General features: G+C 69.0%; 16 protein-coding genes and 1 pseudogene. 6 read left to right on the top strand and 11 right to left on the bottom strand.

From position 1 onward, the window contains the following. Positions 1-163: 163 nt before the first annotated feature. The 4 genes from CG747_RS14240 to CG747_RS14230 all read left to right on the top strand — a co-directional run bounded on the left by CG747_RS14240 (position 164) and on the right by CG747_RS14230 (position 5,039). Positions 164-2,356, top strand: a complete 2,193-nt coding sequence (locus CG747_RS14240; protein ID WP_180985529.1) for an MMPL family transporter — start codon at positions 164-166, stop codon at positions 2,354-2,356. 477 nt (positions 2,357-2,833) lie between these two features. Further along, on the top strand, positions 2,834-3,337 hold the full coding sequence (locus CG747_RS14235) for a hypothetical protein (protein WP_180985528.1): 504 nt from the start codon (positions 2,834-2,836) through the stop codon (positions 3,335-3,337). A gap of 167 nt (positions 3,338-3,504) precedes the next feature. Continuing rightward, positions 3,505-3,642 (top strand): hypothetical protein, encoded by a 138-nt coding sequence (locus tag CG747_RS47965; RefSeq protein WP_180985527.1) that lies wholly within the window; start codon positions 3,505-3,507, stop codon positions 3,640-3,642. 95 nt (positions 3,643-3,737) lie between these two features. Next, on the top strand, positions 3,738-5,039 hold the full coding sequence (locus CG747_RS14230; RefSeq protein WP_257980408.1) for a cytochrome P450: 1,302 nt from the start codon (positions 3,738-3,740) through the stop codon (positions 5,037-5,039). Positions 5,040-5,142: 103 nt separating this feature from the next. Here the strand turns inward: CG747_RS14230 and CG747_RS14225 are convergent, their stop codons facing one another. After that, positions 5,143-5,700 (bottom strand): GNAT family N-acetyltransferase, encoded by a 558-nt coding sequence (locus CG747_RS14225; RefSeq protein WP_100602174.1) that lies wholly within the window; start codon positions 5,698-5,700, stop codon positions 5,143-5,145. Between the two features lie 367 nt (positions 5,701-6,067). Further along, positions 6,068-6,250 carry a hypothetical protein gene (locus CG747_RS14220; protein ID WP_219621447.1) on the bottom strand — a complete coding sequence of 61 codons (183 nt, stop codon included), beginning with the start codon at positions 6,248-6,250 and terminating at the stop codon, positions 6,068-6,070. Positions 6,251-6,404: 154 nt separating this feature from the next. Here CG747_RS14220 and CG747_RS14215 point away from each other — a divergent pair. Together CG747_RS14215 and CG747_RS49355 are read left to right on the top strand one after the other, a co-directional pair. Then, positions 6,405-7,754 (top strand): annotated as a pseudogene (locus tag CG747_RS14215) (NAD(P)/FAD-dependent oxidoreductase); the annotation flags it as partial. 243 nt (positions 7,755-7,997) lie between these two features. Then, the gene (locus tag CG747_RS49355; protein ID WP_308303779.1) at positions 7,998-9,011 is read left to right on the top strand and encodes a cytochrome P450; all 1,014 of its coding nucleotides are present in this window, start codon (positions 7,998-8,000) and stop codon (positions 9,009-9,011) included. 100 nt (positions 9,012-9,111) lie between these two features. Here CG747_RS49355 and CG747_RS14205 read toward each other — a convergent pair whose 3' ends face one another. The 9 genes from CG747_RS14205 to CG747_RS14170 all read right to left on the bottom strand — a co-directional run bounded on the left by CG747_RS14205 (position 9,112) and on the right by CG747_RS14170 (position 17,630). After that, positions 9,112-9,540 carry a VOC family protein gene (locus CG747_RS14205; RefSeq protein WP_100602078.1) on the bottom strand — a complete coding sequence of 143 codons (429 nt, stop codon included), beginning with the start codon at positions 9,538-9,540 and terminating at the stop codon, positions 9,112-9,114. Positions 9,541-9,621: 81 nt separating this feature from the next. Next, positions 9,622-9,975 carry a hypothetical protein gene (locus tag CG747_RS14200; protein ID WP_100602077.1) on the bottom strand — a complete coding sequence of 118 codons (354 nt, stop codon included), beginning with the start codon at positions 9,973-9,975 and terminating at the stop codon, positions 9,622-9,624. A gap of 139 nt (positions 9,976-10,114) precedes the next feature. Further along, positions 10,115-11,179, bottom strand: coding sequence for an NAD(+)/NADH kinase (locus CG747_RS14195; protein ID WP_100602076.1), 1,065 nt, complete (start codon positions 11,177-11,179; stop codon positions 10,115-10,117). 250 nt (positions 11,180-11,429) lie between these two features. Next, a complete protein-coding gene (locus CG747_RS14190; RefSeq protein ID WP_374701774.1) occupies positions 11,430-12,254 on the bottom strand; it encodes a cytochrome P450 in 825 nt (274 codons plus the stop codon). A gap of 385 nt (positions 12,255-12,639) precedes the next feature. Next, positions 12,640-13,542 carry an RNA repair domain-containing protein gene (locus tag CG747_RS14185; RefSeq protein ID WP_100602075.1) on the bottom strand — a complete coding sequence of 301 codons (903 nt, stop codon included), beginning with the start codon at positions 13,540-13,542 and terminating at the stop codon, positions 12,640-12,642. 157 nt (positions 13,543-13,699) lie between these two features. Further along, complete coding sequence (locus CG747_RS14180; RefSeq protein ID WP_100602074.1) at positions 13,700-14,386, bottom strand: hypothetical protein; 687 nt, start codon at positions 14,384-14,386, stop codon at positions 13,700-13,702. Further along, complete coding sequence (locus CG747_RS47960; RefSeq protein WP_180985526.1) at positions 14,383-14,550, bottom strand: hypothetical protein; 168 nt, start codon at positions 14,548-14,550, stop codon at positions 14,383-14,385. Before CG747_RS47960 ends, CG747_RS14180 begins: the two co-directional genes overlap by 4 nt. 124 nt (positions 14,551-14,674) lie before the next feature. After that, entirely contained in the window at positions 14,675-16,093 is a 1,419-nt protein-coding gene (pntB, locus tag CG747_RS14175) for a Re/Si-specific NAD(P)(+) transhydrogenase subunit beta (protein WP_100602073.1), read from the bottom strand. A 1-nt stretch (position 16,094) separates the two neighbouring features. Further along, on the bottom strand, positions 16,095-17,630 hold the full coding sequence (locus CG747_RS14170) for a Re/Si-specific NAD(P)(+) transhydrogenase subunit alpha (protein WP_100602072.1): 1,536 nt from the start codon (positions 17,628-17,630) through the stop codon (positions 16,095-16,097). Positions 17,631-17,713: the final 83 nt, after the last annotated feature.

Below are 17,713 nucleotides of genomic sequence, written 5' to 3'. Positions count from 1 at the left end.
ATGACTTGCGCAAATATGCCCCATTAACCCCTATTGGCCACATTCGGCGTGTCGTACGGCATCTGCGGGGATAGTCATCCGGGCCACTCGCAATCGCTCTTGCCCGTCAGCTCGGCACCCCTTGACGCTGTCGGCCGATATGAGGGAGCCCATGGGACGCGGCATGAGGCAGTCCATCACGCAGGGAGCGGCTCTGGCCGTCGTCCTCCTGGCGGCGTTCGCCTGCCTACCACTGACGGCGGCCACCGGCGCCCGGACGAGCAGCACGGGCTACGCGGACGAAAGCAGCGAGTCATACCGCGCGGACCGGTCGCTGGAGGAACGCTTCGGCTGGGGCTCCCCGCAGGTACAGATGGAGCTGCGGCCATCCGTACCGGTCGACAGTGCCGAGGCAGCGGCCGCGGGCCGAAGGCTGACGGACCAGGTCGCACACTCCCCAGGAGTGGTCGGCGCCGTTTCCTGGTGGACCGTCAAGGACGAAACCCTGCGTTCCCGCGACGACCATGCCGTGCTCCTGCTGGCACGACTGACCGGCGACAACGCGCAGACGGAGGCCACCGCCGCCCGGCTGGCGGACCGGTTCGGCGGCCGGCACTCTCCCCTCGACATCACGGTCACGGGCCGCGCACCGGTCAATCGCGACCTGGCCGAACGCAGTCGGCAGGAACTCCTCCACGCCGAGCAGATCAGCGTGCCGTTGGTCGCCCTGGTACTGCTGCTCGCCTTCCGGACCCTCGTCGCCGCCGTCGTTCCGCTGGCCGTCGGGGTCGCGTGTATCGCCGGCGCGCAGATCGTGCTGTACGGCCTCACCAAGGTCATGGAGGTGTCCGTCTTCGCCCCCAACCTCGCGGTCGCCCTGGCCCTTGGGCTCTCGGTCGACTACAGCATGATGCTGGTCAGCCGGTTCCGCGAGGAACGGGCAGCCGGGCTCGGCGTACGGCCGTCCGTCAGGGCCACCATGCGTACGGCGGGCCGGACCGTACTGTGCTCCGCCGCCGTGGTAAGCCTCTCGCTGTCCGTACTGCTCCTCTTCCCGATCCCCTTCCTGCGATCCCTGGGCGCGGCCACCGTGTCCGTCGCGGTGCTGGCCGCGATCACCGCCCTCGTTCTCGTGCCTCTCATGCTGACCGCCGTGGGCGAACACCTGGAGCGTGGGCCGGTTCCGAGGCTGAAGCGGCGCACCGGGCGGGAGTCCACGCAACGTGCCCTCCCCTGGGCGGAGTTCACCCAGTGGGTACCGCGCCACCCCGCAGTGGCGCTGACCGTCGCCACCGGCGTCCTGGTGCTGCTGGCACTCCCCTTCGCCCGGGCCGAGTGGGGCTTCATCGATGAACGCTGGCTTCCTTCAGGAAGTCCCCAGCGGGTAGCGGCAGAACGCGTCCGGGCGGAGTTCCCTGTCGCGGCAGGCGTCATGCCGTTGGTGCTGCTGGACCAGGCTCCGGTCGGATCCGCCACAGCGGCACACTTCGCGACGGCGCTCTCGCAAGACCCCCGGGTAGTGTCCATCTCCGGCCCCACAGGGGTCTTCACGAACGGTCGGCGCCTGTCCGGCACCGCCCCCGGATCCTCCGGCACCCAGGCGCCCAAGAAAGCGTCTCAGCCGGTCGGCACCTGGTTCCAGGTCACCACCCGGCTGGCCGACCCCGCGAGCGGGCAGGCCAAGGACCTCATCCGCGACCTGCGCAACCGCCAGGTACCCGGTGGAGCCGTAGTGGCGGGTGAGACCGCCCTGCTCGTGGACACCGAACACCTGCTGGGCAAGGTGACCTTCCGTGCCGCGGCAACGATCGCCGCGGTGACCGGGCTCATGTTGTTCGTGTACCTGCGCAGCGTCTTCATCCCGGCCAAGGCACTGGCCACCAACCTGCTCAGCATGACCGCCGGTTTCGGCGCCATGGTCTTCCTCTTCCAGGAGGGTCACCTGGCCCAGTGGCTGGGCGGAACCGCCACCGCGTTCACCGACCCCCTGCTGCCGCCGCTGATGTTCTGCATCGTCTTCGGCCTCAGCATGGACTACGAGGTCTTCATAGTCGCCCGCATCCGCGAGGAGTACCTGCGCACCGGCGACAACCGCACCGCCGTCACCACCGGCCTGCACCGCACCGGCCGCCTGATCACCGCATCGTGCCTCGCCCTCATCGCCGCCATCGCACCGCTCGCCGTATCCACCCTGGCCGTCATGCAACTCGTCGGCACCGTACTGATCGTGAGCGTCATCGTGGACGCCACCATCGTCCGCTGCCTGCTCGTACCCGCTGCCATGACCCTCGCCGGCCGCTGGAACTGGTGGTCCCCCCTGGACCGCGACGGCTCCCCCACAGCCAGCCGTCAGGCCTCACCGAATCTCCAGGACTGAGGAGGGCCCCACAGAGTTCCCCTCCCGCCCAGGAGAGCCACCAAAGTGCGGGCGTTGGATGCTCCAACGACCTTCGAGAGACTCGTCATCGACCGACAGCGAACGGAGGCCGGTCGCGTCCTGGGTGACCACGACCCGCTTCCGCAGGGCCCGCAGCGGTCCGACCGCCTCACCCGGCGGCCGTCCGTGCCGAGGCCGCCCTGGGACGTCGCCGGGGTGGCCCGGACGGGTGATGGCCCGCACGCGGAGAGTGTCGGCGTTGGTGCGGCCGGGAACGTGGGCCAGTCTCGTCGCGGAAGGGAGGCCCCCAGACATGGCCCTGCACTGCTTCGGATCTCCGCGCCCCACCCGCGACGGAGTCAAGTTCCTGGCGTTCATCGCGCCGACCGCTGTCACGGACTGCTCCAGCGGTTCGACCCCGGCCTCGATCGGGAGCGCGAGCGCGAAGCCGGCCGCGACCGCGACCGGGCGGTAGCGATGACTACCGGCCCCGACGGCCACTCCCACCGCACCGCCATCGGTCGGCGCAAGGTCGCGCGCATCCTGCTCCAAGTGGTGACCGCAGCCGCACTGGCCGTGAACGCCTACGTGCACGCCAGCCTCGCCGCCGCCTACGACCCGGTCGGGCAGCACATCAGCCAGGGCATGCTGTTCCGCATCGAAGCCGCCGTGGCGTCCCTGGCCGCCCTGCTGATCCTGGTCCTCGGCCACCGGCGGCTGGTGTGGGCGTTCGCCTTCCTGGTGTCCGTCTCCGCCCTGGGCGCCGTGCTGCTCTATCGGTACGTGAACGTGGGCGCTCTCGGTCCGCTGCCGAACATGTACGAGCCGGCCTGGTGGCCGCAGAAGGCCTCCAGCGCGATCGCCGAGGCCGTCGGCGCCGTCACCGCGCTCGTCGGCTTTCTGATCACCGGCCCGCCGCTCGCCCTGTTCACTCGGACCGGCGCTCCTCGGGGCGACAAGGCCGACGGCGAGGGCAGCTGATCACACGCCACGCCGCGCCCCGCGCACCGAATCCCGGCGGGGGGCGGCACCGGCCGCCGGCACCGGGGCGACGTCGGCCGGTTGCGAGCCCGACCCGCAAGCACCCGCCTTATATCCACATGTGCGGCTGATGCCCCAAACGCGGCAAGTGTGAAAAACTTGTCCATATGGCACATGGTGCTGAGGACAAGCGAGAGGAGTGCATCATGATCGTCAAGCTGCTCGCCAAGTTGTCCTTCACCCGCAACTACGGTGCGTACGGGGCGCACGACTGGGGCACGCACACCGACGACGACAGGATGTGACCACACGGTCGGCGGGCGCCCCGGGCTCCCGCCGACTTCCGGTCACGCCGCCGACGACATCGACCTGACAGCCACGAGAAGTCAGGGGCGATCCCATGGGCCCAGCAAACGAGCCGCCGCGGTTGCCCGAAGGCAGCTTCGCGGCCTGGAGCCGCGACCGACTGGCACTGGCGCGCCGTGGCGCCGACGAGTGCGGGGACGTCTGGCAGTTGGAGCCCGGTGTCTACGTAGCCGCTACGGCCGGCCCGTGCGAAGCAGTCCTGCACCGCACGCAGGACTTCCCCAAGCCAGCCTCGCCTCTCTTCCCGCCGCTGAGGCGGTCCGGCGGAGCGCCGACGCCCGAGGAGCGTACGCACGCCCGCGCCGCCCGTATGCGCGGACTGCGCCCGCAGGCCGTCGCAGCCCGGATCGGTGAGATCGCGCCCGGAACCGCTCGATTTGCCGACCAGTGGCCCACAGGCCGGGACGTAGAGATTCTGCCCCTGGTCCGGCCCGTCCTGGCAGAGATCGGCGTGCGCTACCTCTTCTCCGAAGACGCTCCCATCCTGCTGCCCTTCGCCTGGCAGCTCTTCGTGGCCCGGGAGGTGCTCGTACGCCCCTCGCGCTGGGTATGGCCGCGCTGGGTCCCCACACCGGCACGACGGTTCCGCACACGGCAGCAGGTCGCCTTCACCAACGCTTTGCGGCCCATCGTCCGCCGGCGCCGTTCATCGGGCCGGCTCGGTGACGACGTGCTGGGACAGCTGCTCCGGCCCTCCCCCCGCTACGGCCCGCTGTCGGAAGAGACCGTCCTCGACACTCTCCCCGGAATCACCGTCGCCACCTTCGAGACGCCTTCCCGGGCGGCCGGATGGATCCTGCTCCACCTGGCCCGATACCCCCGGGCAGCGGACCGCATCGCGGCCGAAGCGGCCCTGCTGCCCGCGGACCCGGCCGCGACGACCAGCACCCACCTGGAGCGCCTGCAATACACCCAGGCTCTGGTACGCGAGGTACTCCGACTGCACCCACCGAGCTGGCTGCTCACCCGACGCGCCCCGCGACAGACTCAGCTCGCCGACTACACCATCGACGCCGGATCCACCGTTCTGGTCTGCCCCTACACCGCCCACCGCGACGCGCGGGAACACCCCGAGCCGGACCGGTTCCGGCCCGAACGCTGGCTCGACGATGCGGGCTCGCCGACGAAACCCGGGGTCTTCCTCGGCTTCGGTACCGGGCCGCACGGCTGCGAGGGAGCCGCTCTGGCCATGGCGATGCTCACGCTCATGACCGCGCAGACCGCCCGCCGCTACCACGTGAGCGAGCCACCCGGTCCGGAACCCGGCTATCGGGTCACCACCTTCGAAGGCCTCGCAACCGCCGGCCTGCACCTGCGCGCGACCGTGCGCGACTGAGGGCAGTCCCGTCTTCGGCGACAGACCGCCTCCACCCGCGAACGGCGAATGGCGAATGGCGATCAAGTCCGAGTGCCGTTCCGCACATGCTTGGAATACCGGCTCACGGTCCGCTGATCGCGTGTCGCCGGTCGAACTCGTCGACGAGCATGCCCATCATGACGAGGTCGTGATGCCGGCCGGCGAAGAAAACGTGTTCCCGCAAGCGCCCCTCCTCGGTGAAGCCGAGCCGACGAAAAAGTGCCAGCGATGCCTCGTTGTGGGCCAAGACCGCCGCCAGGCACTTGTGATAGCGCCGCTCGGCGAACATGAAGCGCAGCAACAGCACCAGGGCTTCCGTCGCATATCCCTTGCGCCGGTGCTCAGCGCCGATCATGACATCGAACTCGAACCAGCCCGAACAACGGCCGGTGCGATGTGAGCCGACCGTGCCGACCAGCTCTCCGGTGTCCGTCGTTTCGACCGCCAACCGGAAGCGGTCGTCATCGCACTCGGCAACGGCCTGCTCCTTCGCCCAGGCACGGTGGCTCTCGGCGGACCGCGGTAGCTCCAGCCGGCCCCCACGCCGCCCGTCACCGTCCGCGAAGCGCGCGAACGCTGTCCAGTCGTCGGGCTCGATAGCGCGTAGGCGTACCCGATTGCCGGTCCAGGACGATGCCATGCCCAATTTGATCACGCTGCAGTGCACGCGAGGCCGACAGGCACGCCGGGGCCGGCGTTGTCCGCCGTGCTCCGTCTCACCGCTGTCGTCGTCCTCGTCCGGAGCAGCGGGGTCGCGCAGCGGGCGCAAGTGGCGTCTCGCTGCCGTGCCGCGTACGCCGGTTCTCCATCAAGGTACGCCGCTGTCCAGCGTCGTTGATGTCAACGTCCGATCTCAGGCGTTCGCCTCCCGGGACATCGGACTCGCCGGTATCGGTGCCGCTGTTACGCTGATTCTGTGACGGTATTCCGACGCACCATGTCACACGGATTTCATCGAAACGGCAATCCAAAAGGGCGCCGCGTACGTAACCAAAACGCAGCCGCAATCAAGGACACATCCCCGGCGTCTCGTGATCCTCATTGCGTTGCTTCGACTTGTTATTGACGAGTCTTTTCACTCTGGTCCGGACGAGTTGGACCTTGGCGAGGATCTCGTCGGCGGTGGCGGTCCAGGTGAAGGGCTTGGCGTTGTCGTTCCAGGAGTTGATGTAATCGCGGACCTGTTTCACCAGGACGTGGACGCTGGAGAACGTGCCCCGGCGGCCACGAGGACCCGACGGGGGTGAAATGGAAGCGGACGTGCGGGATTTCGCCAGCAGACCCGACGAGCGCGGTGCCCCCCTCGCACTTCGCAGGGGCGGGCAGCGGCCGGATCCTCCCTCATTGCAAGCGTTCAAGCGCGAGGGCCGCATCGTGGTCGTCGGAGCGTCACTGGCGGGGCTGCGGGCCGCGGAGACGCTGCGCGACGAGGGTTTCACCGGATCGTTGACCATGATCGGTGACGAGTTGGGCGAGCCCTACGACCGGCCTCCGCTGTCCAAGCAAGTACTGACCGGGTGGGTTCCCGCCGGGGGCACCACTTTGCCCCGCCGTCGTGGCATCGATGCGGAGTGGCTGCTGGGCGTGCCCGCCAGCGGGCTGGACCTCGCGACGAACCACGTGCGTCTCGCCGACGGACGCGAGGTTCCCTTCGACCGGGTGCTGATCTCCACCGGGGTACGGGCCCGGCCGTGGTTCGTCGAGTCCGAGGCGGCCCTGGACGGGGTGTTCGTCCTACGTACACGCGAGCATGCCGAGAGCCTCCAGCGGGCCCTCGCCGCCGGGCCCTCCCGGGTGCTGGTCATCGGTGCGGGATTCACCGGCTCCGAGATCGCCTCCATCTGCCGCGAGCGGGACATCCCGGTGACCGTCGCCGAACTCGCGCCCGCGCCGCTGGTAGGGGCACTCGGCGCCATGATCGGCGAGGTTGCGGCCGACATCCAGCGCGCTCACGGGGTCGACCTGCGCTGCGGTGTCAAGGTCGCCCGGCTGGAGGGCGACGCGCGAGGACGGTTTCGCCGTGCTCACTTCGACGACGGCAGTACGGTCGACGCCGATGTGGCGGTGGTGGCACTCGGGAGCATCCGCAACACCGAGTGGCTGCGGGACTCGGGACTGGCAGCGGGCGTGTGGGGAATCACCTGTGACACGAGCTGCCGCGCCCTCGACATCCATGGCCGCGTCACCGACGACGTCTTCGCCGCGGGAGACGTGGCACGTTGCCCGAACCCCACCTACGAATACCGGCTCATCTCGCTGGAGCACTGGGCCAACGCCGTGGAACAGGCCGAGGTCGCTGCGCACAACATGGTCAGTGCCCAGGCGGACCGCCAGCCTCACGTGTCCATCCCGCTGTTCTGGTCGATCCAGTTCGGCGTCAACATCAAGTCCGTCGGCGTGCCGACCTTCGCCGACGAGGTGGTGGTCACCCAGGGATCGCTGGACGACCACCGCTTCGTCACCGCATACGGCTATCGGGGCCGCGTCACGGCTGCCGTGAGCTTCGACAACGGTAAGCGGCTGCACCACTACCGACGGTTGATCGAGACGGCCGCGCCCTTCCCGCCCCCCTGCCCCACGCCGGACCAGCCGGCCGACATGAAACCGGTGCCCGTCGACCTGCCCGGCCCCGAACTGCTCGCGCAGGGCGCCACGGCGGTCGTCACAGGCGATGACCCCGGTGAGCGCCTCGTCACGGCCGTGCACCGGCATCGGCAGGAGGAAGACCGGACGACCACGACCGGGACGCCCGGCACGCTGCAACGGATCTTCGACTACTCCGCTCGGGCCGACCCGTACCCGCTCTATGCCGAGTTGCGCAAGACGCCGGTGGCCCGGCAGGAGGACGGCAGCTACGTCATCAGCACCTACCGCGAGATCACGGACGTACTGAATGACCCGCATCTGAGTTCCGACGTGCGCAATCTGGCGCATCCCATGCCCCCAGCCGAGGGAGGGGCCACGTCGTCGTTCATCCACATGGACTCGCCCGAGCACGAACGCCTGCGGCGTATGGCGACGCGTCACTTCGGCCCCCCGCACACCCCTGGGCTGGTGACCGGACTTGACGGCTTCCTGACCGCCACCGTCGGCAGCCTGATCGATGATGTGGCGGGCAAGGAGCGGATCGACGTCGTCGACGATTTCGCCTTCCCGTTCCCCGTAACCGTGACCTGTCACTTGCTCGGTGTGCCACGTGAGGACGAGCCGAGGTTCCACCTCTGGGTGAACGACCTCATGAACTCGATCGACTACAACCCCGAGACCGACCCGAAGGAGAAACTGGACAAGGGCGTACAGGCACGCAAGGACTTGCGCCAGTGCCTCGGCGAGCTGGTGGAACAGTGCCACGGCCGGCCAGGAGACGGCCTGCTGTCACGGCTGGCCAACGACGACGGGCCCGACGGGCGGATGACCGACGCCGAAATCGTCGCCACCGCCAGACTGCTCCTCATCGCCGGCCATGAGACCATCGTCAACCTCATCACCAACGGCATGCTGACGCTGCTGCGCCACCCGCCGGTGCTGCAACGCCTGTGCGACGAACCGGACTTGATCGTGCCGCTGGTCGAGGAACTGCTGCGCTACGAGCCCCCCGTGCACATCATTCCCTGGCGGGTGGCATACAGCGACCTCACCGTCGCCGACACCTTGATCCCCCAGGGCTCGCAGATCATGTTGATGTTGGCCTCGGGCAGCCGCGACCCGAACCGCTTCCACGATCCCGACCGCTTCGACCCCGATCGGCATGACAATCAGCACCTGGGGTTCGGCAGCGGCATCCACCTGTGTTTCGCCGGCCCGCTGGCCCGCCGGGAAGCCCAGATCGCGCTGGGTGAGTTGGTACGCCGGCTCGACCGGCCCAGACTGGTCGCCGACCCGCCGCCGTACCGGCGCAGCCCCGTACTCCGCGGGCCGATCCATCTGGACATCCAGCAGGGTGGCGGTTGACGCGGCAGCCGAGGGCAGTTGCAAGGGCTCACCACGGCGGTTGCGCTCTCCGGGGAGGGCGACACCCTCGCCCTCACGGGATGACGCCCGCCCCGTGTGCTCAGTCGATACAGAACTCGTTGCCCTCGATGTCCAGCATCGGGATGCACGAATCATTGCCGTCGTACAGCGTTTGCACGTGTACTGCGCCGAGCGGGACCAGTCGTGCGCATTCGGCCTCAAGCGCGGCGAGGCGTTCTTCACCGACGAGTCCGGTGCCGACCCGCACATCAAGATGCACCCGGTTCTTGGCGGCCTTCCCTTCGGGGACGCGCTGGAAGTACAGTCGCGGGCCCACACCTGAGGGATCCATGCAGGCGAACCATGAGTCCCTCTGCTCAGGTGGCTGCGAACGCTGGAAGTCATCCCAAGTGCCGAATCCCTCTGGTGGCGGCGGTACGACGTACCCCAACACCTCGCACCAGAAACGAGCGAGACGCTCAGGTTCCGCGCAGTCAAAGGTGACTTGGAACTTCTTGATCGCTGACATCGGTGCACCGTACCAAGGGGACTTGGGACTCCGCCGCTCTTTTCTCCCGAGGGATGGCTTCGCCGAGAACCGTGGACCAGCTCAGGCGCACCATGGAACGCGGCAAGTGTGGGGCGCCTGTCCTTCCGGACACAACGTCTTGATCACTGCCTTGCGGATCTCTCGCCAGGTCCGCAGGGAACACGCCAGGTGGACACGCAGCTCAACCGCTTCCCGCTCGCCACGGTTCTGACCAGGATGTTCAAAGACCCACTGTTCCGCCAGGAAGTCATACATTTCAGCGGTCGTCAGGTCGCTATCGGGATAGGTGCGGGCAACATCCGCCTTGACGATCCGGGCACTCCGGGAACCCACGGTCCGGTCGACCAGCTCCCTGACCCAGGCCAGCCCCTGCTCGTCCGCATACAAGCCGAATCTCAGAATTCGCGTCCTCATGATGGCGCAACCTACTGATCATCAGCCTTCAGCGGCAACGCTTTAACCTTCGATGGCACAGGGGACCAGGCAGGCATTCCGAGAGTTCCCCTACCCGAGTGCACGATTGTGAATCGACCTTTGCCCGGCGAGGAAGGGGTCAGCGGGCTGCGGTGGGAGGGGGCAGGCGCAGGCCCGCCAGGTCCGGGGGGACGCAGGAGTCGGGGCGGAAGAACGGGGCGGACTCTCCGTCGGTCGCGGTGGCGGGCGCGTCGGTGAGCCGGAAGCGGTCCCGCAGCCGTCCGTAGAAGTCGGTGGGCTGGAGGCGGACGAGCCGCACGCGTTGCGGGGCGCGGTAGACGCCGATCCAGTCGCCCGGGTCGAGGACGCCCCGGAGTTGGCCGTCGATGCTGACCGCGGCGCGGCCGGAGTGCGGCAGGATGCGCAGCGCGATCGGTTCGTCGGGGGCTGCGACGACGGTGCGGTTGAAGGTCATGTGGGCGGCGATCGGGGTGAAGACGACGGCGTCCATATGCGGGGAGAGCACGGGGCCGCCGGCGGCGAAGCTGTAGGCGGTCGAGCCGGTGGGCGTGGCGACCACGAGGCCGTCGGCGGAGTAGGCGGCCAGCAGCCTGCCGGAGATGTAGACGCCGACGCCGACCTGGTGGTCCCGGGCGAGCTTCTCCACCACCACGTCGTTCAGGGCGTTGACGTCCAGCGGCAGACCCCAGCCGTCGCCCGCGGTGCTCTCCGGTCGCGTCTGCGGTGGCGGCAGGGCCGGGCCGCGTCCGTAGCAGAGGAAGGCCTCCATTTCGGCGGGCACCTCCGGGAGTCGGGAGGCGCGCACGGTCAGCGTCATGCGCTCCTCGACCGGGGCGTGGCCGGCATGGACGGCGTCGAGGGCGGTGGTGATGTCGCAGGACGGCACTTCGGTGAGGAAGCCGACCTTGCCCAGGTCGACGCCGAGCACGGTGGCACCGGTCTTCACGGCGATCCGGGCGCCGCGCAGGAAAGTCCCGTCCCCGCCCAGGGTGACGACCAGGTCGGGGTTGCCGGCCGCACGGGCCTCCTCGCGTGCGGAGCGGCGGTGTTGATCCGCCGACCAGACGTCGATCTCGGTGCAGGGGACCTCGTGCTCCTCGCACCAGGCATGCACGATGTTCGCCGCATCCCGGGCGGCGTCCCGGCCCTGGTGGACGACCAGTCCGACGCGGTGTACGGGCATGGCGGACCTCGTCTGGTGTGCTCGTTCCACGGCTCTGCCCGCGGGGGTGTGGGGACTGCCTGTTCTCACCTGGTCAATCCTGGGGCCTCGGCGTGCGATCGGCCCACCGACATGCCGCTCGCCCCGGCCGAGCCCGTGGGCGGTCGGTCGTTTCAATGAAATCGACCAGTTCAGGCAACGATTTCTCGCTGGAGTACCAGCTTGCCGTGCCAGCCGTTCGTAGCCCGGTCCCGCTTCTTCGTCGGCCGGGTCAAGGGGCGGTGTCGACTTCCACGATGCAGTGGCGCAGTTCGTAGCTTCCGATGCCGTCGATGAAGCCGATGGTGGGTGGCGTTGCCATCCGCAATCCCGGCAGGGCGAACAGGCCGCTGAGGAAGATGTCCGTCTCCAGGAGCGCGACGTGTGTCCCGGGGCACTTGTGCGGGCCGTCGCCGAAGGACAGACCGGGAGAACCGGCGCCCTCGCCCATGGCGCGCCCGGGGCGGATGCGTCGCGGTCGTGGTCCCACGGTCCGTTCGTCGAGGTTGGTGTGGTCGAGGAGGATGTCGACGCGTTCTCCGGCCGGCACCGTCAGGGCCTGGTCGCCGTTGCCGGACAAGTCGAGAGGCCCGGTGGTGCGGCGGCTGAGGCGGCCGATCACCGGGTCGAGACGGAGGATCTCGTTGAGGACCGCGTTCCTTCCGGGTTCGTCCGCTGCCTGGTAGTGCGTCAACAGCTCAGCATCGGAGAACAGGTGCCAGGCGGCCGCGCTGATGAACTCACGGGTGGTCACCATGCCCGCCGCGGCGAAGGTGAGGCATTCGCCGAGGATCTCGCTGGTCGAGCAGCCCTCGTCGAGCAGGTGGGAGATGAGATCGTCGCGGCGACTGCGGCGGCGGGCTCGCACGGCGGGTCGTACGTCGCCCAGGTAGATGCGCAGCCAGTTGGTGATCTGCCGCACCATCCAGTAGATGCCGTGCAGGCTCCTCAACCCAGGCGCCCCGAACTTCTCGGGGAAGAAGCGTTCCAGCCGCTGCTTGATGCCGGGCCGGCTCTCGGTCAGGCCGATCACCGCGCAGGCCACTTCGATCGACAACTTCCGTCACCCGCACGGGACACGGGGCAACCCGTTGCCGGCGTCTCCCGCTCGATCCTGCGGCGACCGTAATCCCTGTCCTCGCCCGCCACGAGCGGCACCCCCGATTCCCGAAGACGATGCTGAGCGCGCCGCTACCGCTATGCGGCTCCGTCCTTGTCCCTACCGCCTGCCCTGTCTGTCCCGCGCCTCGGCACGAGCCCGATGCGCTGGATGCCGGGGCCGTGCATACGGCTCGGTGGATCCTTCCCACCGAGGGCCCTCCCGTACCCTCATCGGCACCCAGTGGGGCGTGACCGCCCTTCGCGACCAGGTGGCCTCCGTGCAGGACGCCGTGGTGGACGCGGCGTCGACCACCCCCGCAGAAACTGCACTGGCTATCGCCTCACCTGTCGGTGATCGCGGAGAGCCATGCGGTGTCCTCCGGGCCCGGCGCTTCGGGGTCGAGCGCGGGCAGCCAGCGGACGTCGCCCGAGCGCAGGGCGACCGTGGCCCGTGGTCTCATCGGCCCGTCGCCCCTGCGTGAGAGCACGACGAGTTCCCAGACCGTCGCCGTCATGGCGTCGAGCCGGGTGGCGCAGTCGGCGGTGACCCGCCGCGGATCCCGGGTCTGCCCCAGGGACAGATGTGGGGTGAAGTCCTTGGCGTGCGCACGGCAGCGCGGGAACCGCTGCTGCAGTACGTGGTGCAGATCTGCCCACGGTGCCTTGCCGGTGGCCGCAGGGTCGAGCCACACGGTGACGTACGCCCTCTGCTGGAAGGTGCGCACCCCGTCCAGCCGGGCGGTGAAGACCGGCGTCTCGGCCGTCGCCGCGGCGAGCAACGGGGCCGCCCGCTCGAAGTCGGACTCCGGTACGAAGCCGAAGAGCACATTGACATGCGGCGGCCAGCGGTGGATCTGGGGATCGTAATCCCAGCGGATGTCCTGGATCGGCGGCCACAGCTCCGCGGGCGGGATCCAGGCCAGCGCCGTGCGGGCCGTCGGGGACACATCGAGTGCGCCGGCAGACTCGACCCTGACGAAACTCAGGTGCGCTTGCGGGGCCCGCACCCGGCCGGCCCCCGACGCGTCGATGCGGTCCACACCTGTGGTCCGGTCCCAGACCACCTCGCCGTCCGCCTCGATGAACATCACCCTGTGCCACGGGATGTCGCCCCCGGGAACAAAGGAGGGCAGCGGGATGCGTTTGACGGCATCCCTGCGCTGGCTGATCCCCAGCACGAACCGGGCCGGGTCGAGCCGCGGGTCCCAGCGGACCTGGTGATAGATCTCGTCGCTGGTTCGCATCACGCCCCCTCTCCCGCATTCCCCCTTCTCTTCTCCCAGGATGCCGCCGACCCTGTCCTTGACGGTTGTTCCGCTCCGTAGGGCGACGCGTCAGGTGCGGTGCGTGAGGGCGTCGTGATTCCGTCAGCAACCCGCGCAGGTCCGAGCCGCGGCAGCGTCACGACGGTCTGAAGAGATCCCCGGTCGGCGTCTTGCGCAGCCAGCCCCGCTCGGCGAGGAGGTTCAACTTCGAGAGCATCGCTTCCACCGCGGCCGGTGCGGTGTCGAGGCCCAGCTCCCCGCAGACCTCCTCGGCCGTGATCGCGCCGGGGACGCGCCGGACCGTCTCCATGATCTGCTGGTAGTCCCGGGGCAGCATGCCGGGGTCGAGGTCGCTGTCGTACGGGGGGATCGGCAGCGCCGCGCCGCCCGCGACCGGCTCGGCGGCCCGAGGCGGCCTTGGTTCGCGGGTCAGCGGGTACGGATCCTCCCACTGATCGAAGTAGAACATGTTATTGGCGTCGACGTAGGGGCTGCGTTGCGGTGCGCCGCGGAAGTAGGCGACGGCCATGTTGGTGAGGCGGACCTTGTCACGTCCGACGCGCGTGATGCCCTTCGGCAGGTCGAGCAAGCCCAACCATTGGGCTCGTTCCTCGTGGATCGTGGCCGTGTAGGTTTCGTATCTGCCGGTTGCGCGTTCGCGGGTTGCCAGCACGTCCCCGAACGCGGCCATGGAGAGCACGAGTTCCAGTGCTCGGTCGATCAACTCCTCGCCTGCCCACTCGGTCCCTTCGGAGTACGGGGCATCGATGAGGCCGTCCCAGTAGCCGGGCTTGTCAGCGGCCTGTCTCCAGTGCGCTGTCATACGTGGGACCGCCTGCGGTAGGGGTCGCGGTGCTGCTCCACCCACCCGATGAGGAACCCGTCGGCACTGCCGTCCGTCACGCGAATCAGCACGGCCGTGGATCCCTGGACCGGTTGGAGGAACGCGTTCCGCCGGCCCAACTTGGCCTGCACAGCCGCGCTCACGCGATTCCTGTCCATGAAGCGACATTGTCGAACCGACCGCTCGGCCGTGGCAACACCGTGGTGGGAGCGTGCTCGGGCGGACCGGCCCCCGCCCGTCTGCCCGAGCTCCGCCACCGGCTTCCCTTCAGAGCGCGCCGACGATGTCCTCGATCCGGTCCTTCGCGTCGCCGAAGAGCATGGAGGTGTTCTCGCGGAAGAAGAGCGGGTTCTGTACGCCCGCGTACCCGGAGGCCATCGAGCGCTTGAACACGATGACCTTGCCGGCTTCCCAGACGGTGAGCACCGGCATGCCGGCGATCGGGCTGCTGGGGTCCTCGGCCCCGGCCGGGTTGACCGTGTCGTTGGCGCCGATCACGAGGACGACGTCGGTCTCGGCGAAGTCGTCGTTGATCTCGTCCATCTCAAGCACTATGTCGTACGGCACCTTGGCCTCGGCCAGCAGCACGTTCATGTGGCCGGGCAGCCGGCCGGCGACCGGGTGGATGCCGAACCGGACGTCGACGCCCTTCGCGCGCAACTTCGAGGTGAGCTCCGCGACCGGGTACTGCGCCTGCGCCACGGCCATGCCGTACCCGGGCGTGATCACCACGGACCGGGCCGACGCGAGGAGTTCGGCGGCGCCCTCGGCGGTGATCTCCGTGTGCTCGCCGTAGTCGACGTCCGAGCCCGACGCCGACTCGATGCCGAAGCCGCCGGCGATGACCGAGAAGAAGGAGCGATTCATGGCCTTGCACATGATGTAGCTCAGGTAGGCACCGGACGAGCCGACCAGCGCACCGGTCACGATCAGCAGGTCGTTGCCGAGCAGGAAGCCCGATGCCGCGGCGGCCCAGCCGGAGTAGCTGTTGAGCATCGAGACCACGACCGGCATGTCACCGCCGCCGATCGAGGCCACCAGGTGCCAGCCCAGCGCCAGTGCCAGAGCCGTCACCGTGATCAGCAGCCACAGTTCCGGCGAGATCACGAACCACACGGTCAGGGCGGCGAAGAGGCCCAGCGCGCCGAGGTTCAGGGCGTTCTTGCCCGGCAGCACCAGCGGCTTGGAGTTGATCTTCGCCGCGAGCTTCAGGTTCGCCACGATCGAGCCGGTGAACGTCACCGCGCCGATGAACACGCCGATGAACACCTCGGCATGGTGGATGCCCAGCGTGCCGAGCGCCTCCAGAGCGGCGGTCTCGTGTCCCCGCGGGTGGTTCTCGACGTCCAGGAAGCCGTTCCAGCTGACCAGCACGGCCGCCAGACCGACGAAGGAGTGCAGCAGCGCGATCAGCTCGGGCATGCCGGTCATCTCGACGCCACGGGCACGCTGCAGGCCGATCAGCGCGCCGATCGACATCGCCAGGACCATCAGACCGAGGGCGGCGGCGCCGATGTCGTCGGCGGCCGCGAGCACGATCGTCGCGACGAGCGCGACGCCCATGCCGAGCATGCCGAACGCGTTGCCGAGCCGCGCCGACTCGTGCTTGGAGAGTCCTGCCAGCGCCAGAATGAACAGCAACGCGGCAACAAGGTAGGCCGCTTGCGCGGCGAGGGTCGCAGACATGTCAGCTCCTGTTGAACATGGCAAGCATGCGACGCGTCACCGCGAAGCCGCCGAAGACGTTGATACTGGCCAGCAGGATCGCCACGAACGACAGCGCCGTGACCGCCGTGCTCGAATTCCCGATCTGCAGCAGCGCGCCGACGACGACGATCCCCGAGATCGCGTTCGTCACCGACATCAGCGGCGTGTGCAGGGCGTGGTGCACGTGACCGATCACGTAGTAACCGATCACGATCGCCAGCACGAAGACCGTCACATGGGGCAGCAGAGCCGCCGGCGCGAACCCCGCGATGAGGAACAGCGCCAGCGCGCTCAGCGCCACGGCACCGAACCGCCGCGCCGCCGTCATCGGTGCCTTCTTCGGCTTCGCCGACTCCGTCGCCGCCGCCGCAGCCGCAGCCGCAGGGGAGGGGACCGCCGAGACCTGGACCGGCGGGGGCGGCCACGCCAACTCGCCCTCGCGGACGACGGTGATCGAGCGCTGCACCGGATCGTCCCAGTCCAGCACCAGCGACGCGTCCTTGCCCGGCGTCATCAGCTTCAGCAGGTTCACCAGGTTCGTGCCGTACAACTGCGAGGCCTGTGCCGGCAGCCGGCCTGCCAGATCGGTGTAGCCGATGATCGTCACGCCGTTCTCCGTGACGACCTTCTCCCCCGCCACCGTGCCCACCACGTTGCCACCGTTGGCGGCCGCCATGTCCACGATCACCGATCCCGGCTTCATACCGGCCACCGTCTCCGCGGTGATCAGCGTCGGAGCGGGGCGCCCGGGGATCAGCGCGGTGGTGATGACGATGTCGGCCTCACCGCACTGCGCGCTGTAGAGCTCGGCCTCGCGCGCCTTGTAGTCGTCGCCCATCTCCTTGGCGTAGCCCGTCTTCGAGACCTCGGCCTCCGGGGACTCGATCGAGAGGTACTCCCCGCCCAGCGACCGGACTTGGTCGGCCACCTCGGGCCGCGGGTCGGTCGCCCGCACGATCGCACCGAGCGCCCCCGACGCACCGATCGCCGCCAGACCCGCGACGCCGGCGCCCGCGACGAGCACCTTCGCCGGCGGCACCTTGCCGGCCGCCGTCACCTGGCCGGTGAAGAACCGCCCGAACTCGTGCGCCGCCTCGACCACGGCCCGGTAGCCGGCGATGTTCGCCATCGACGACAGCACGTCCATCGACTGCGCCCGGCTGATGCGCGGCACGGCGTCCATCGACAGCACCGTGAACGGCCGGCGGCCCAGATCCTCGACCATCGCGGGGTCGAACGCCGGCGCGAACAGGGCGATCACCGTCGCCTCCGGCCGTACCCGGTCCAGTTGCTGCGGACTCGGGGCGTTGACCCCCAGCACCACGTCCGCGGCCGTCGCGTCGCCGATGCGCGCGCCGGCGGCCTGGTAGGCGCTGTCGGTGAAGCCGGCTGCGACGCCCGCGCCGGAGTCGACGATCACGTCGTACCCGAGCTTGCGGATCGACTCGATCGTGGCCGGCGTGGCCGAGACTCGATTCTCACCCGCCCGCGCTTCCTTGAGGACTCCGACAGTCACGAGTGTTCTCCGTTCGCTGCTGTTGCGGTCAACGGACTACTAACTGCCTCGACATGGAATCGAGTTTTAACCCAGATCAGCAT

Source organism: Streptomyces sp. CB02959 (genome assembly GCF_002803155.1).
Taxonomy (GTDB): Bacteria; Actinomycetota; Actinomycetes; order Streptomycetales; family Streptomycetaceae; genus Streptomyces.
Note: the sequence above shows the minus strand (reverse complement) of the source record. Positions and strands in the feature narration are given on the sequence as shown.

Coding starts and splice junctions, on each gene's coding strand:
- CG747_RS14225 (WP_100602174.1), bottom strand. CDS start 5,700: ATGGCATCGTCCTGGACCGGCAATCGGGTACGCCTACGCGCTATCGAG.
- CG747_RS14195 (WP_100602076.1), bottom strand. CDS start 11,179: ATGCCCGTACACCGCGTCGGACTGGTCGTCCACCAGGGCCGGGACGCC.
- CG747_RS14240 (WP_180985529.1), top strand. CDS start 164: ATGAGGCAGTCCATCACGCAGGGAGCGGCTCTGGCCGTCGTCCTCCTG.
- CG747_RS49355 (WP_308303779.1), top strand. CDS start 7,998: ATGCCCCCAGCCGAGGGAGGGGCCACGTCGTCGTTCATCCACATGGAC.
- pntB (WP_100602073.1), bottom strand. CDS start 16,093: ATGTCTGCGACCCTCGCCGCGCAAGCGGCCTACCTTGTTGCCGCGTTG.
- CG747_RS47965 (WP_180985527.1), top strand. CDS start 3,505: ATGGCACATGGTGCTGAGGACAAGCGAGAGGAGTGCATCATGATCGTC.
- CG747_RS14200 (WP_100602077.1), bottom strand. CDS start 9,975: ATGAGGACGCGAATTCTGAGATTCGGCTTGTATGCGGACGAGCAGGGG.
- CG747_RS14185 (WP_100602075.1), bottom strand. CDS start 13,542: ATGCGAACCAGCGACGAGATCTATCACCAGGTCCGCTGGGACCCGCGG.
- CG747_RS14230 (WP_257980408.1), top strand. CDS start 3,738: ATGGGCCCAGCAAACGAGCCGCCGCGGTTGCCCGAAGGCAGCTTCGCG.
- CG747_RS14205 (WP_100602078.1), bottom strand. CDS start 9,540: ATGTCAGCGATCAAGAAGTTCCAAGTCACCTTTGACTGCGCGGAACCT.
- CG747_RS14235 (WP_180985528.1), top strand. CDS start 2,834: ATGACTACCGGCCCCGACGGCCACTCCCACCGCACCGCCATCGGTCGG.
- CG747_RS14180 (WP_100602074.1), bottom strand. CDS start 14,386: ATGACAGCGCACTGGAGACAGGCCGCTGACAAGCCCGGCTACTGGGAC.